Origin of the sequence: [Clostridium] clostridioforme AGR2157, from assembly GCF_000424325.1 — a bacterium.
Lineage (GTDB): Bacteria > Bacillota > Clostridia > Lachnospirales > Lachnospiraceae > Enterocloster > Enterocloster clostridioformis_A.
Genome location: NZ_AUJR01000045.1, coordinates 1 through 13990, shown reverse-complemented (window position 1 = coordinate 13990; position 13990 = coordinate 1). Strand labels below are relative to the sequence as shown.

Genomic DNA, 13990 nt, shown 5'->3' with positions numbered 1-13990 from the left:
GTAAAATAGGGCAAAAAATGGCCGATTTTGGCCCCGATTTTGGCCGATTTGCGAAGTTTCCTGAAAAGGAACAAGATTCCAGAGGAATTTTATTCATATAAAATAGGGAATATTTCAGCGAGGGTTAAGCTGAAAATGTTCCCTATGATGATTCTGTATTCAATTTATTAAGCAAGACAGATTGGCTTTCATAGTCACTTGGAGTGGTATGAATTATGAAAACATAACTATCAATAGCGATATGACTGGCAATTAGGTAATCGGCTTTAATGTTAGTGATAAAAGGATACATCCGAGGCATAAAAGAATAAAGATTAAAATCATTATCTAAAGAGTTTTTTAAATGGATTAATGCTTCTAATCGTGGTTTGATCTTTTCTTCGTATTGTGCTGCTTTTTGAATTTGTTCGAAAATTATTTTCCCTTCAAGAATTCGCTCTACAATTTTAGCAGATGTATAGTTAGGAAGGGAGATATCTTTCAAATATTGAAAACCAGCCAGATGTGGATAGTCTTCATATGAAAATGTAAGATTGATTGGATACAAAGTCTTTTTGTAGCCATACACTAACTGGTATCTGTATTCGGTTAGTTCTTTCCAAGCGAAAGCTGATTGTTGTAAAATATTCATTTTTGTAAAGCTGCCTTTGGTAAAAATAAAGGACCCTGCAAGAGCAAGGCCCTATAAAAGCGTTTTCTTTCAGCTCCGAAGAACCTATTCGGTTTGAGGTTATCGCATAACCCAAGGTCTGGCTCCACAACTGGCTGCATACCGACACAGTCAATTGCTTCATGCTCTAAGTTACGCAGACACTCTTTGACCTTTCCGTAGTAGATGCGCAGGAACTTATTGGCGCCAGCAGTCATGTAAACGTAGTACGGCTTGCCCTCGGAACGCTTCTTATCAAGGAAACGATATCGTTCTCAGGCGCGTTCTGAAGAAGCGTAGTCATGACCTGGAACAGCGTCTTTCGCAGCCTTCCGGAGCCGACCTTTGAAGCGCTGTTGCTCTTGGATTTGCGCTGGCCGGACTCATCGACGCCGGGGTCAACACCGGCGAAAGCAGTCAGTGCCCGTATATGTTCATTATGGTTGTGTATTCCGGGAGTGTGGAAGCCAGGGTGTCCATTTCCTGACGGAGCTTTTCCATATGGGCGCAAGCCAGGTTCAGCTGCTGGATGCTCTGCTGTATCAGCAGTTTGTAGGTCTTCTCCTTTGGAAAAACAGCAACTAATTCCCTGGAGGCGTTAAAAAGCTGTTTCGGCTTGTCAGGCTGAAAGTTATAGTGGTGCTTTTTACAGAAGTTCTGGTAGCGCTCTGTAAATGTCTTTAAACCGGCCTTACGGACACAGTCCACATGCCAGAATGAATAGGCATAATCCACCCACTTTTCGCTTCCGTCGGAGCGTGTGGGGCTGTCGAAGAGTTTGTTGACTCCCGGATAGGTCTGATCCAGAAGTGCAATCAGGTTGGCTTTAGCGGCAACCTTTTGCTTCATAAAGAAGCTGAACTGAGCGTTTAAAGTGTATCGTCGAAGACAACAGAAGCCTTATCAAGGAATTCCTTCTTCCAGTTGCGAAAAAGATTTGGTTGAATACTATTTTCAGCAGCTATCGTATTTAAGTCTTTTTCTCCTTTGTTCAATGACCAGCTCTGATTTGAATTTAGGAGAAACTTCTTCTTGTTCGTGACATGATAATGATCCTTCTTTCTATAGTATTTACAGTATATCAGATTCATTAAAAAATGTCTCCGGAAGTGTCTTAAATTACAATACCATTATACTGGCATGGAATTGTTCGGATGTGTACTTGTATTTATTGCATTTATGCTTGCACAGTTCTCGGTAAAAGTACTGTGAGCGAACATCCATGAATACATCATTGTAATAATACCTATTTATGCAAGTTATATAAAATTTACCTAAGTTTACTTTATAGTTTTCACATAGAAATATGAAACGAATTGTGTTAAGATAATACTGCATTTAAGATAAACGTTTAACTTAAAGAGGTAATGATATGGAAACACGTCCAACGTTAAAAGATTTAGCCGAAGCAGCTGGAGTATCCTATGTGACAGTACATAAGGCGCTGTATGATAAGCCGGGCGTAGGTGATACGAAAAGGAAGGAAATCCTTCGGTTGGCGCAGGAGATGCATTATAAAGCCAATGATGCAGCATCTGCAATGAAACGGTCTGAAATACGGATTGCAGTTGTGATTCCGGGTGAGAATGCTCCAAATAGTTTCTTCTTTAAAAGTATGTGGAATGAGCTGGAAAAGCTGGAGGAAGAATATCTTGATTTTAAAGTATTCTTTGCAAAATATCCTACATGGAATACTGCTGAAAGCCAAAAGAAAATGCTACAGGAACTGTTAAAAGAATTGGCAGATAGGAATAATATCCAGGGAGTAATTATTAATTGCCTGAATGGATGGATGCTGAATGAGGAGATACAGAGTTTTTATGACAGAGGAATTCCGGTTATTACGCTCAATTCAGATGCGCTTGGTGTAAAAAAGTTGATGTTTCTTTCAGCGGATAATGAAAGAATTGGACGCCTTGCTGCCGGAATTATGACATTTGGCGCGGATGCACAGAAAGGCAGAACACTGGTTTTGGGAGGGATCCGTCTGGCAGAGTCGCTGAAACAATGTATTAATGGATTCTCTTCTGTTATGGAAGTAGTGGAACCAGAGAATGTGCTGGATATCGTTTATGAAGATGAGTGGAGTGATGACAAGTTGAAAGAGTATCTGGAAAGGAATCACTCTTTGAACGGAATCTACAGCACTACTGCCGCAGGGACTTATCAGGCATGCCGTATAGTTGAGGAAACGGGGAGAGGAAAAGAACTGTGTTTGGTAGGTAGTGATGCGTTTCCCGAACTAGTACCTTATTTTAAAAAGGGGATTCTCAAGGCAACTATATGGAAGGATCCGGCTTCTCAGCTGCGGGAGGCTGTGGTGATGATGTATCATTATCTAGTAGGTAAACAATATCAGATTAACCCAATTAGACTAGGAGTCATTTTAAAGGAAAATATTGAGGATTATGTGTAATTGGGGGATTCTATACCCAAAGATTAAACGTTTAACTAAACGAGTAAGGCAGGTATTTTATGAGAAAAAAAATTTTTGCAAATGTATGTATAGGTCTTATGGCGACAATGCTGTTGAGCGGATGTGGATCGTACCATGAGCCTACCACAATCCCGGATGCAGGAGACAGATCTGCGGAAAAAAAAGCTGAGATTATCCTGCGTGCAGGGGAAGCAAATCCAGAACAGCACATTATGTCAAGAGTATTATATGAATTTGCGGATATTGTCAGTGAAAAATCCAATGGACGGATATATGTGGAAGTTTATCCGGCCGGGCAGCTTGGGGATGCTAGAACTCAGCTTCAAACTGTGCAGATGGGAGCATTGGATTTTGTGAGATTTACTCCATTCACGGCTTCGGATTTTGGGGCAGACGAGTTTGCTCTTCTATCCTTGCCATATTTGTTCACCAGCAGAAATCATCAGTGGAATGTGGTGAACAGTGAGATTGGAACGGAGCTGCTTGAAGATATCACTGAAAATGTGGACGGTGTTGTTGGATTAAGTTACATGGATGAAGGTTCTCGTAATTTTTTTGCGACAGGTAAAGCATTGAAGAAGCCAGAAGATCTTGACGGGATGAAGATAAGAATTTCGGAGTCAGCAATTATGCTTGATACAATGCGGTGTTTTAACGCTTCTCCTACGCCGATTTCATATAGTGAGTTGTTTACTTCTTTGCAGACAGGTGTGGTGGACGGTGCGGATCAGCCGCTGTCCGGATATCTTTCCAACTCTTTTAATGAGGTTTCTCCATATATGGTAGCAGATGGGCATACATGCGGTTTGAGCGCGCTGGTTATGAGTAGCCGGACTTATAATATGATGAGTACTGAAGATCAGAAGCTGATTCGAGAGGCTGCCATAGAAGCATCAGAATTTAACCGTATTGAGGCTGAAAAGGATGATATGGATACAATGAAGAAATTAGAGGAGGCAGGTACACCTGTTATTGAGCCGGATAATATTGCTGAATGGCGGGAAAAGGTACAGCCGGTTTATGAGAAATATGGAAAAAATTACAAGAAAATAATTGAAGAGATTCAATCAATGCAGTAGAGGAGGTTATATATGGAACGCATTTTCAAGTTTATTAACCAGGCATTGTATTTTGTCAGTATGGTGTTGTTACTGCTGGAAGTTGTCATAGTTGCCGGGGTGGCATTTTGTCGCTATATCCTTCATTACACCCCGGCTTGGGGAGAATCGCTGGCACTATTGTTAGGTGTTTGGTTTTGTTTCCTGGCAGCGGCTTATGCAATCCCCAGTGACGTACATTTGAAAATGACTTTAATTGATAATATGGTTTCTGAAAAGTATGTACTGGTACTGGAATGGTTTGGGCTGGCAATGACGATGTTGCTTGGAATCTGCTTTACTGTCTATGGGTATTCCCTGTTAGGTATTGCAGAACAAAATATTATGTCAGGCCTGGGAATGCCGTCGACGGTACTTTATGCGGCAGTACCGATATCTGGAATTTTCTTTATTATCGAAAGCATTGACAGAGGAAGGAGTTTATTATGTCAACACAATTGATTGCAATTATAATCTTACTTGGAACTTTTTTCGGCCTGATGTTTTTACGGACACCGATTGCGATATCTGTAGGGATATCCTGTTTTACAACGTGCTGGTACTTGAATATTCCGGCTGATATTGTTATTCAGAATGCGGTAAAAGGTGTGAATGGTTATTCCCTTATGGCGGTGCCGTTTTTTATCCTGATGGGAGAAATTATGAGTACAGGAGGAATTGCCCAGCGGTTGGTTAATCTGGCATCCAGTCTGGTTGGATGGATGAGGGGGGGACTGGCCATGGTAACGGTGGTGGCTTCCATGTTGTTTGGCTGTGTGTCCGGGTCTTCGGCGGCTTGCACTGCAACGCTTGGTCCGATTATGGTTCCGATGATGAAAAAAAAAGGATACGATGAAGAGTTTGCAACTACGATTACCATGACCAGCTCCGTTACGGGACTTCTGATTCCGCCAAGCCATAATATGGTTATCTATGCAATGGTGGCAGGCGGAGTATCGGTGGGAGCCTTGTTTATGGCGGGTGTAATGCCAGGACTTCTTATGGGGTCACTCCTGATGGCCTACAGCTATATAAAAGCAAGAAAAAAGAACTACCCTATAGATGGAAAGTTTGATATTAAAAAAGTAGCGCAAGCATTTGTTCAGGCATTTTGGGGATTGATTACGATTGCAATCGTAGTAATTGGAGTATGTACTGGCATTGTTACTGCGACAGAATCCGCTGCTGTGGCTGTGCTGTGGACATTGTTTGTGACATTTGGGATTTATAAAGAAGTATCAATCCGTGAGTTGCCTAAAATGGTGATGAGGGCAGTGAAAACTCTGGCAATGATTTTGCTGTTGATTGCAACATCTTCTGCATTCGGTTGGCTGTTAGCCTATCTGAAAGTACCTCAGCTAATTACCAGAGGCATTTTTCATTTTTCTACAAACCCATATGTGGTATTGATTATTGTTAATGTGATATTGATTCTTATGGGGATGTTAATGGATATGTCATCTATCATTCTGATTGCGACACCGATATTGCTGCCGATTGCCACATCTATTGGTATGAGCCCGGTTCAGTTTGGTGCAATGTTAATTACCAATCTGGGTGTTGGACTGTTGACACCTCCTGTAGGTGGTACGCTGTTCATTGGCTCCGCTATCTCCGGAATAAAATTTGAACGTCTTGCAAAAACAATGATACCGTTGTACATAATGATGGGAATTACCCTTCTGTTGGTTACTTATATTCCGCAGATTAGTATGGTACTTCCGGCATTTGTAAAATAAGGGGTGGAAAAGAGTAATGGAGCATGTTATTTTGAATGAGGAAACCGGTGCAAAAATCAGTATTTATTATCATGAATCAAAACAAATGCTTCCCATGGTAGTCATTTGCCCGGGGGGAGGATATCTGTGGCTGTCGGACCGGGAACAAAGGCCAGTGGCAGAAGCGTTTCTCAAACAGGGATTTCAGGCGGCTGTTATGGAATATAATGTACAGGGACAGAATCTGATGTATGGGCCGATGCTTGACCTGGCATGGGGAGTATCCCAAGTGCGCGCTATGGCGGAAGAATTTTATGTTGACCCGAATAAAATATGTGTATGCGGTTTCTCCGCTGGCGGACATGTGGCAGGTATGCTTGGAGTGAGCTGGAGTAATCCAAAGTTTTTCTCCGAGAAAAAAGAGCAGGATGCATGCAGGCCTAACGGATTGATTCTCTGTTATCCGGTTGTCAGTGCAGGTGAATATGCGCATAGAGGCAGCTTTGAGCGGCTCTCTGATGATACATCCTTATGGGATAATTTTTCTGTAGAGAAGCTTGTCAATGCTTCCGTGCCGCCGATGTTTTTGTGGCATACCATGGAAGATCGTGATGTACCGGTTCAGAATTCTCTGCTGCTTGCCCAAAGTATGATGAATCAGGGCATATCCAGTGAGATACATATTTTTCATAAAGGGGTGCATGGGTTATCTCTGGCTACGAAAGAAGTAGAAGAGTCAGATAAGGGGCGTTATGCGGATTCCCACGTTGCACATTGGTTAGACTTATGCGGAGAATGGATTCGAGACAAAGTCTAATAGATTATTTTTGATGAAAGGATTGTGGTAGTATGGTAGCAGGGAAAACGTGCCGAAGAGGACATATGGATGAGGAAGCAGATTGATTTATTTATGTTTATGGGCCAGTCGAACATGGCGGGAAGAGGAATAAGTTCTCAGGAATGGCCGGAAACCCCTCCGGTACTGATGCCTGGGGCAGGATATGAATTCAGAGCTATATCCGATCCAACAAGATTATATCCGATTGTGGAACCGTTTGGCAGAAGGGAAAATAATCCGCAGGGGATTTCAGAGAATCTGAAAACAGGTTCTCTGGCGACGGCATTTTGTAATGCATATTATGAGACAACCGGTATTGCGGTTGTAGGTGTGTCAGCTTCCAAGGGTGGTAGTAGCATTGCGCAGTGGCAGCCGGGCAGTGCATTCCTGATGGATGCAGTCGGTCGATTGAAGAGAGCGGAAAAATATCTTTGTTCATCGGGTTATCTGATTCGGCACAGATTCATGCTGTGGTGCCAGGGTGAGACAGATGGCGACTTGGGGATGACTGGTATAGAATACAAGACTTCTTTTGACTGCATGTTCAAAGAGATGAAGAGATATGGCATTGAAATATGTTTTATGATTCAAATTGGTCATTACAATGGTACAGGTCCGCAGGATTATTCAGAGATTATGCAGGCTCAAGAGCAAATAGCCGCGGAAAACAAAGATGTTGTGATGGTATCACGGTCATTTGCGCAGATGAAAGAACGCGGTTTGATGAAAGATGAATTCCATTATTTTCAGGCAGCTTATAATATAGTCGGAGCGGAAGCCGGGAAAAATGCAGGTGGATATTTGAAAGAGAGTGTATGAAAGTTATAAACCGAATCCCGGAATCTGGATTATAATACAGATAGGGGCAAAGCCCAAGCAACGGCTTTGCCCCTTAGTAACTAATGTCATATCTTATATCAGTTTTTTCTGTTTACACAAAACTTGAAATTCTCTCAGTTTGTCGATCCATTCCTTTTCCAGCTATAAATAAGTGCCAGAATTCCCTGCTCCGCATTTTCGGAAATTGGCGTCCTCTTAGCATAAGCCCAATTCTTTCGCTCTGGCTTTGAGTTGTTCGGCTGCCTGTTTCGAATCGTCCGCTTTCATAATGGCAGAAACCACGCAAATGCCGGAAATGGGAATACCTGCTAAAATGTCGATGTTATCCTTGTTTAGACCGCCGATGGCATTTGCAGGAATGGGAACAGCATTACAAATATCCCGGAGGGTATCGGTGGAAGTCAGCACCGTCTTGACCTTCGTGGTGGTGGGATAGATGGCTCCCACGCCCAAGTAGTCAGCGCCCTGTTCGTAGGCTTCTTTTGCCCACGGGACGGTTTTGGCGGTTGCACCGACGATTTTATCATCGCCCATCAACCGTCTCGCGGTTGCAACGGGCATATCGCTTGCGCCTACATGAACGCCCTCGGCATCAATAGCGAGGGCAACATCCACCCGGTCGTCAATAATAAGGGAGACATTGTGCTTTTTTGTCAAGATATGCACCTTTTTGGCGAGCTCCATATATTCACGGGTGGACTTGTCCTTTTCCCGAAGCTGCACAAGGGTCACCCCGCCCTGTAACGCCTGGTCTACCCGGTACAGAAATTCTTCTTCGGTGAAACCTGTACTGTCGGTGATAAAATATAAACTTGGATCAAATTTTCTCATTTTCTTTTCCTCATACATAGATATAGTCGTTCAAAACCGGCTGCAAGCCTTCATTGGCAATGTCTTGATACATTTTGTCCAGACTGCGGTTATCGTTGATCTCAAACTGCTCGTCACCTTGCTGTTCGTCTGCTTCTTTTCCGTTATACTTGGTGTCATGGTCGCCAATACCAGTGGAAACACCGGCAGATACCTTGGTGGCGGCGATTTTCACGATACCATTGTGGAAAGCCGCACTTTCACGAGAGGAAACCGTGATACCCACAAAGGGCAGGAAGATCCGATAGGAGCAGATGATCTGGCAAAGCTGCTTTTCGTGAACATCCAAAGGATTGATCTTATCGTTGTTGATGATGGGTCTGAGTCTCGGACAGGACAGGGACATTTCTGCATGGGGGTATTTTCTCTGCAGGTAGTGCACATGAAGTGCGCTGGCAAGAGCATCCTTTCGGAAATCAGAAAGCCCCAGCAGAGCCGAGAACGCAACCCCACGCATACCGCCACGCAGTGCCCGTTCCTGTGCATCGAAGCGATAGGGCCAGACACGCTTATGCCCCATGAGATGAAGCTGTTCATACTTTTCCGTATCATAGGTTTCTTGGAATACCGTTACATAGTCCGCACCGCACTTGTGGAGATACTTGTACTCGTCGGTGTTGACCGGGTAGATTTCCAGCCCAACCATACGGAAATACTTTCGTGCCAGCTTACAAGCCTCTCCAATATATTCAACCGAACTCTGTCCACGGCTCTCTCCTGTGAGAATTAAGATTTCCTCCATGCCTGAGTCAGCAATGACCTTCATTTCCTTTTCGATCTGCTCCATATTCAGCTTCATGCGGTTGATATGGTTATAGCAGTTGAAGCCGCAATACACACAGTAATTTTCGCAGTAGTTGGCGATATACAGCGGCGTGAAAAGATAGACAGTATTGCCGAAATGCTTGCTGGTTTCCAACCTTGCCCGCTCTGCCATCCGCTCCAGGAACGGCTCTGCCGCAGGAGAGAGGAGGGCTTTGAAATCTTCAATGGAGCAAGTTTCGTGTTCCAGAGCCGTCTTTACATCTTTTACTGTGTACCGGCTTGCGTCATAGGTTTTCATTTGCTCCATGACTTTACCGCAGACATCGGACTCGATGATCTCCATACCCGGCATATACTCCATGTGATTTTTCCGGGAGGATGGGTCTGTTTCTAATTTGTGTTTTTTCGCAAGAGCTTTCGGGGACAGAAACTCTGAGTCTACAAAAAATTGATTTTCCATTGTTGCACCTCGTTAATCACGTAAAAATCCGGTCAGAGGGTCGGAAGCGGATGCGCCACGGGTTAGCACTCTGCCAAGACCGGAAAGGTATGCTTTGCGTCCGGCTTCAATTGCATTTTTGAAAGCCGAAGCCATAATAGGCAAATCACCAGCTGTTGCAAGGGCGGTGTTCGCCATAATCGCCGCTGCACCCATTTCCATTCCTTCACAAGCTTGGCTGGGTTTGCCGATACCCGCATCGACGATGATAGGCAGATCGATTTCATCAATCAATATCTGGATAAACTCCTTGGTTGCCAAACCCTTGTTAGAGCCAATAGGAGAAGCAAGGGGCATCACGCTGGCAGCACCGGCATTGACAAGATCACGGGCGGTGTTCAAGTCGGGGTACATATAAGGCATGACCACAAATCCCTCTTTGGCAAGGATCTCCGTTGCACGAATGGTTTCTTGATTGTCAGGCAGCAGGTATTTGGAGTCACGCATAATTTCGATTTTCACAAAGTTGCCGCATCCCAGCTCTCTTGCAAGATGGGCGATACGGACAGCTTCATCAGCGGTTCTTGCACCACTGGTGTTGGGCAGCAGTGTCACGCCTTTGGGAATGTAATCAAGAATACTTTCCTGTTCTTTTGTGTTGGCACGGCGCACTGCAAGGGTAATAATTTCTGCACCAGCATCCTTAACCGCCGCTTCGATGAGTTTCATGGAATATTTGCCAGACCCCAAAATAAAGCGGGAATTAAACTCGTGTCCACCAATAATCAGCTTATCATTATTCATTTTACATTCCTTCTTTCGTTCAATAAAATTCTTAAAACCGTATGTGCTTGATGGGCGGCACAGATCATCACTCTGGATGATACCAAGCCCACTTCATTTGCCACATCGCTGATACCATCACCGCAGAGATAAAACCGTTTTGTGATTTGCCGGGTCTGGATGCTGTTGGGGCTATCAAATCCAGCCATTCCGGAAGCGGCTACAAGATATTTCTCCGGCAATTGTTCCAGCACAAGGTCAGTCAACATCGCTTTTGCTTCTGCATTATCAAAGGCTTCACAGATGATGTCTGCATCTTGTAAAAGCGGCACGGCGTTTTCTTCCGTAATGCGGACAGTATGGAGTTTCAGTTCTACATACGGATTGATCTCATGCAGATTTTCCGCAAGTGCCTCTGTTTTTTGCATAGCGATTTGCGAAAACTTGTACTGTTGGCGATGCAGATTGGTGATGTCTACGCTGTCAAAGTCGATGAGAATCAGTTTCCCAATACCTGCGCGAGCCAGTGCGATGGCGATATTAGAGCCAAGTCCTCCTAAGCCGCAGATCGCAACCGTAGCAGCAGAAAACCTATCCTGTCGCTCACGACCATGCCGCTGCACAAGAGCGTTCTGCCACGCCTTTTTTGTTAGTATCAAATCAACCACCTCCCACAAAGCTGACGATCTCAATGCGATCGCCATCGCCCAGAACAGTTTCGGCGTATTGGGATTTGAATACGATCTCGCCATTTCGCTCTACTGCGATCCGCTTAGGATCGTAGGCCGTTGATGCGAGATATTCAGAAATCGTCTTTCCTGCAATGTCCAAGAATTCGCCGTTTATCTTTACCATGCGTACACCTCCTGCAAAATAAACAAACGGAAAACCTCTTACTTGGAGGTTTTCCGTTTGTTTTTAGCGTTCCCTCCGTTGGCATTATCCAAATCAGGTTTTGGGTCGAAGGTCGCACCTTCCTCTCAGCCTGTTTGCAAGCTCCCCGTTTATTCAGTTGTAAAGCAAAAAACAGGAGACACCATCTGGATGCCTCCTGTAAAAAATCGTCCAATGATGACTTCCTACGGCGGCATTATCCGCATCAGGTTAAAGGGTCGAAGTTGGATGACTTCCTCTCAGCCTGCTACACAAGCTCCCCTGTTTTTACTTATCGTTATTATACACCTTAATTTCCAAAGTTCAAGAGTTTTTCTGGAAAAGATACAATATGTTCAAAATAATTCCCACTTTGATACAAAGAATCAGAGACTTCCGGGCATCGGAAAAAGTACAATTGCCAAGGCTATGGCAGATCAGCATCTGGGATATGTGGTTTTTGACTGGAATGGAGCGGCAGTTTATGCCAAAGCATACGGCAGAATGAAAAAATGCCTAAGGTAGTTGAAGCCTGTGAGGTATCTGATTTTGATGCTTTGCAGTCTTTTTTTATTTTGTATAAAATGTTATGATAAACATGACATATAGTTGATATGTTTGGGATGGTATTATAAGACAGGAAGTGAAAAAGTCATGAAGATAGACAGGCTTATCGGAATTCTTTCCGTATTATTGCAGGAGGAAAAGGTTACAGCACCTGAACTGGCGGAAAAGTTTGGGGTGTCGCGAAGAACAATTAACAGGGATATTGAGGATCTTTGTAAAGCGGGTATTCCAATCAGTACTTCACAAGGCGTTGGTGGAGGAATCAGCATTATGGATGGGTACCGGATGGACAGAACCCTGCTGACATCCAAAGATATGCAGATGATACTGACTGGCTTAAGAAGTCTTGACAGCGTAAGTGGAAGTCATTATTATGGGCAGCTTATGGAGAAGATTAAAACAGGTTCTTCTGAATATGTAGGCGGCAGCGAATCGATACTGATTGACCTTTCGTCTTGGTATAAGGATTCTTTGTCTCCAAAGATTGAGCTTATTCAGAATGCAATTGAGGAAAGAAAGGTGATAAGCTTTCATTATTATGCACCAAGTGGTGACAGTACCAGAGAGATAGAGCCATACTTTTTGATTTTTAAATGGAGCAGCTGGTATGTCTGGGGCTTTTGTAAACTCAGAAAAGATTATCGTATGTTCAAGCTGAATCGTATGGATAAAATAAAGCAAACAACGGAAGAAGCAGCTAATCGTGATGTGCCAATGCCGGATTTGTCTACAGAAGCAATATTTCCTGGTGGAATAGATGTAAAAGCAGTATTCCAGCCAGAGATGAAATGGCATCTGATTGAAGAATTGGGTTCAGAATCATTTAAAGTGCAGCCGGATGGGACGCTGCTTTTTGAGCATGAATACACGGATAAAGAAAATTTGATAACCTGGATACTGACCTGTAAAGACAAAGTGACGGTTTTAGAGCCGGAAGATATCAGAAATGAACTTTTTCATATAGCAGACAGTATAAAAAAGAAGTATGAGGTGTAGACGATATGCCAAGGCCAAGAAATAAGGAAGATTTGGTAAAAGCGGCAAACACAAATTATGAGAAACTGCTGACACTGATCGAAAACAGAACTGAGGATGAAAAAACAATGTGCTATGACTTTTCGGCGGATGAAAAGAAAAAGGAAGCACATTGGAAGCGGGATATGGAAGCCCTTGATACATTTTCACAGGAAGAATTGTTTACCAACACTTATTATCCCTGGGTCGGCGGGAGCTGCATCGGAAGTTATTTTATCAGTACCACAAGCAGTCACTATGACTGGGCGATGAAGAAGATAAAGGCTCATCAGAAAAATTGTAAATAGGAGTCAGAGACGATGAAAAAATGGTATGACGAAGAATATGAATTTGAGATAGAGGTCACCGGTTTTCTGCGGGGTGACCACACAGAGCATTACTGCAGGAACGGAGAAGAAGTTGGCGATAAATACTCATGTACTTACGGATGTCCGGTTAATAAAGATGGACAGGGAATCTGTTCAAAGACCATGATGATGCTTTATCCGCTTATGGAAGCTGTCAGAAGCGGAGGCGATCTTGAAAACCTTGGAGGCAGCAGTAAATATTTGAAGGATATTGTATGTCCGGATGGATGTGTGATGTTCAGACTGACAGCAAAGCCCCTTGGAAATGGGAATTTCCATAAGGGTGGATTCTGGAAGGAGCAGTAGATATGGCATTTGATTTTAAGAAGAAATACAAAGAATTTTATATGCCAAAGAACAAACCTCAAGATACACGGCGGAGTAGCTTTTAATCAAAAAGAGGGTTTAATTCCCCACAGCTTGCTGCGTAACAAACTTTTTCAAGACATGGAGGAAGTGATATACTAGAGGAAAAAGGAAAGGAGAAATTGTGCGATGAGTGAAACAATACGCAAGTCACACAATGTATCAGTACTCATGTATCATTTCGTATGTCCAGCAAAATATAGAAGAGTAGTAATAGATGAAGATGTAGATAGGGTAATCAAAGAAACGTGTGAGGGAATTCAGGAAAGGTATGAAATAAGATTTTTGGAAGTAGGTACAGATAAAGACCATGTACATTTTCTTATCCAGTCAGTGCCTACATATAGTCCAAAAAAAATCATCCAA

16 protein-coding genes, 1 pseudogene and 2 riboswitches are annotated in these 13990 nt (G+C 43.3%); of the genes and pseudogenes, 10 read left to right on the top strand and 7 right to left on the bottom strand.

Annotation, left to right across the window (positions count from 1 at the left end):
- Positions 1-142: 142 nt before the first annotated feature.
- On the bottom strand, positions 143-631 hold the full coding sequence (locus tag G614_RS27935) for a PBECR4 domain-containing protein (protein WP_162142772.1): 489 nt from the start codon (positions 629-631) through the stop codon (positions 143-145).
- Between the two features lie 164 nt (positions 632-795).
- A pseudogene (locus G614_RS34560) lies at positions 796-1525 on the bottom strand (transposase); the annotation flags it as partial.
- Positions 1526-2021: 496 nt separating this feature from the next.
- Here G614_RS34560 and G614_RS0117835 point away from each other — a divergent pair.
- From G614_RS0117835 to G614_RS27915, 6 genes are all read left to right on the top strand, one after another.
- Entirely contained in the window at positions 2022-3065 is a 1044-nt protein-coding gene (locus G614_RS0117835) for a substrate-binding domain-containing protein (protein WP_027643043.1), read from the top strand.
- Positions 3066-3124: 59 nt separating this feature from the next.
- Positions 3125-4165, top strand: a complete 1041-nt coding sequence (locus G614_RS0117830; protein WP_027643042.1) for a TRAP transporter substrate-binding protein — start codon at positions 3125-3127, stop codon at positions 4163-4165.
- Positions 4166-4177: 12 nt separating this feature from the next.
- Positions 4178-4645 carry a TRAP transporter small permease gene (locus G614_RS0117825; protein ID WP_027643041.1) on the top strand — a complete coding sequence of 156 codons (468 nt, stop codon included), beginning with the start codon at positions 4178-4180 and terminating at the stop codon, positions 4643-4645.
- A complete protein-coding gene (locus G614_RS0117820) occupies positions 4630-5922 on the top strand; it encodes a TRAP transporter large permease (protein WP_027643040.1) in 1293 nt (430 codons plus the stop codon). The genes G614_RS0117825 and G614_RS0117820 overlap by 16 nt, the downstream gene beginning before the upstream one ends.
- A gap of 16 nt (positions 5923-5938) precedes the next feature.
- Positions 5939-6718 (top strand): alpha/beta hydrolase, encoded by a 780-nt coding sequence (locus tag G614_RS27920; protein WP_044918154.1) that lies wholly within the window; start codon positions 5939-5941, stop codon positions 6716-6718.
- A gap of 69 nt (positions 6719-6787) precedes the next feature.
- A complete protein-coding gene (locus G614_RS27915) occupies positions 6788-7558 on the top strand; it encodes a sialate O-acetylesterase (protein ID WP_049948080.1) in 771 nt (256 codons plus the stop codon).
- Positions 7559-7774: 216 nt separating this feature from the next.
- On the opposite strand, the gene thiE is transcribed toward G614_RS27915, so the two are convergent.
- From thiE to thiS, 5 genes are read right to left on the bottom strand one after another with little or no spacing between them, the layout of a single operon-like run.
- Positions 7775-8410 carry a thiamine phosphate synthase gene (gene thiE, locus G614_RS0117805; RefSeq protein ID WP_027643038.1) on the bottom strand — a complete coding sequence of 212 codons (636 nt, stop codon included), beginning with the start codon at positions 8408-8410 and terminating at the stop codon, positions 7775-7777.
- A gap of 10 nt (positions 8411-8420) precedes the next feature.
- Complete coding sequence (gene thiH, locus G614_RS0117800) at positions 8421-9674, bottom strand: 2-iminoacetate synthase ThiH (RefSeq protein ID WP_027643037.1); 1254 nt, start codon at positions 9672-9674, stop codon at positions 8421-8423.
- A gap of 12 nt (positions 9675-9686) precedes the next feature.
- Complete coding sequence (locus G614_RS0117795; protein WP_027643036.1) at positions 9687-10457, bottom strand: thiazole synthase; 771 nt, start codon at positions 10455-10457, stop codon at positions 9687-9689.
- Positions 10454-11104 (bottom strand): thiamine biosynthesis protein ThiF, encoded by a 651-nt coding sequence (gene thiF, locus G614_RS0117790; protein WP_328285413.1) that lies wholly within the window; start codon positions 11102-11104, stop codon positions 10454-10456. The genes G614_RS0117795 and thiF overlap by 4 nt, the downstream gene beginning before the upstream one ends.
- The gene (gene thiS / locus G614_RS0117785) at positions 11097-11291 is read right to left on the bottom strand and encodes a sulfur carrier protein ThiS (protein WP_027643034.1); all 195 of its coding nucleotides are present in this window, start codon (positions 11289-11291) and stop codon (positions 11097-11099) included. Before thiS ends, thiF begins: the two co-directional genes overlap by 8 nt.
- A 52-nt stretch (positions 11292-11343) precedes the next feature.
- A riboswitch (TPP riboswitch) is annotated at positions 11344-11447 on the bottom strand.
- Positions 11448-11495: 48 nt separating this feature from the next.
- Positions 11496-11603: riboswitch (TPP riboswitch) on the bottom strand.
- A gap of 360 nt (positions 11604-11963) precedes the next feature.
- Between thiS and G614_RS0117775 the strand changes: the two genes are divergently transcribed.
- From G614_RS0117775 to tnpA, 4 genes are all read left to right on the top strand, one after another.
- Positions 11964-12872: a helix-turn-helix transcriptional regulator gene (locus G614_RS0117775; protein WP_027643032.1), complete on the top strand. Its 909-nt coding sequence runs from the start codon at positions 11964-11966 to the stop codon at positions 12870-12872.
- A gap of 5 nt (positions 12873-12877) precedes the next feature.
- The gene (locus tag G614_RS0117770; protein ID WP_027643031.1) at positions 12878-13198 is read left to right on the top strand and encodes a ClbS/DfsB family four-helix bundle protein; all 321 of its coding nucleotides are present in this window, start codon (positions 12878-12880) and stop codon (positions 13196-13198) included.
- Positions 13199-13210: 12 nt separating this feature from the next.
- On the top strand, positions 13211-13564 hold the full coding sequence (locus tag G614_RS0117765) for a TIGR04076 family protein (protein ID WP_027643030.1): 354 nt from the start codon (positions 13211-13213) through the stop codon (positions 13562-13564).
- Between the two features lie 189 nt (positions 13565-13753).
- A partial coding sequence (gene tnpA / locus G614_RS0117755) for an IS200/IS605 family transposase (protein WP_027643029.1) occupies positions 13754-13990 on the top strand: 237 nt, incomplete at its 3' end.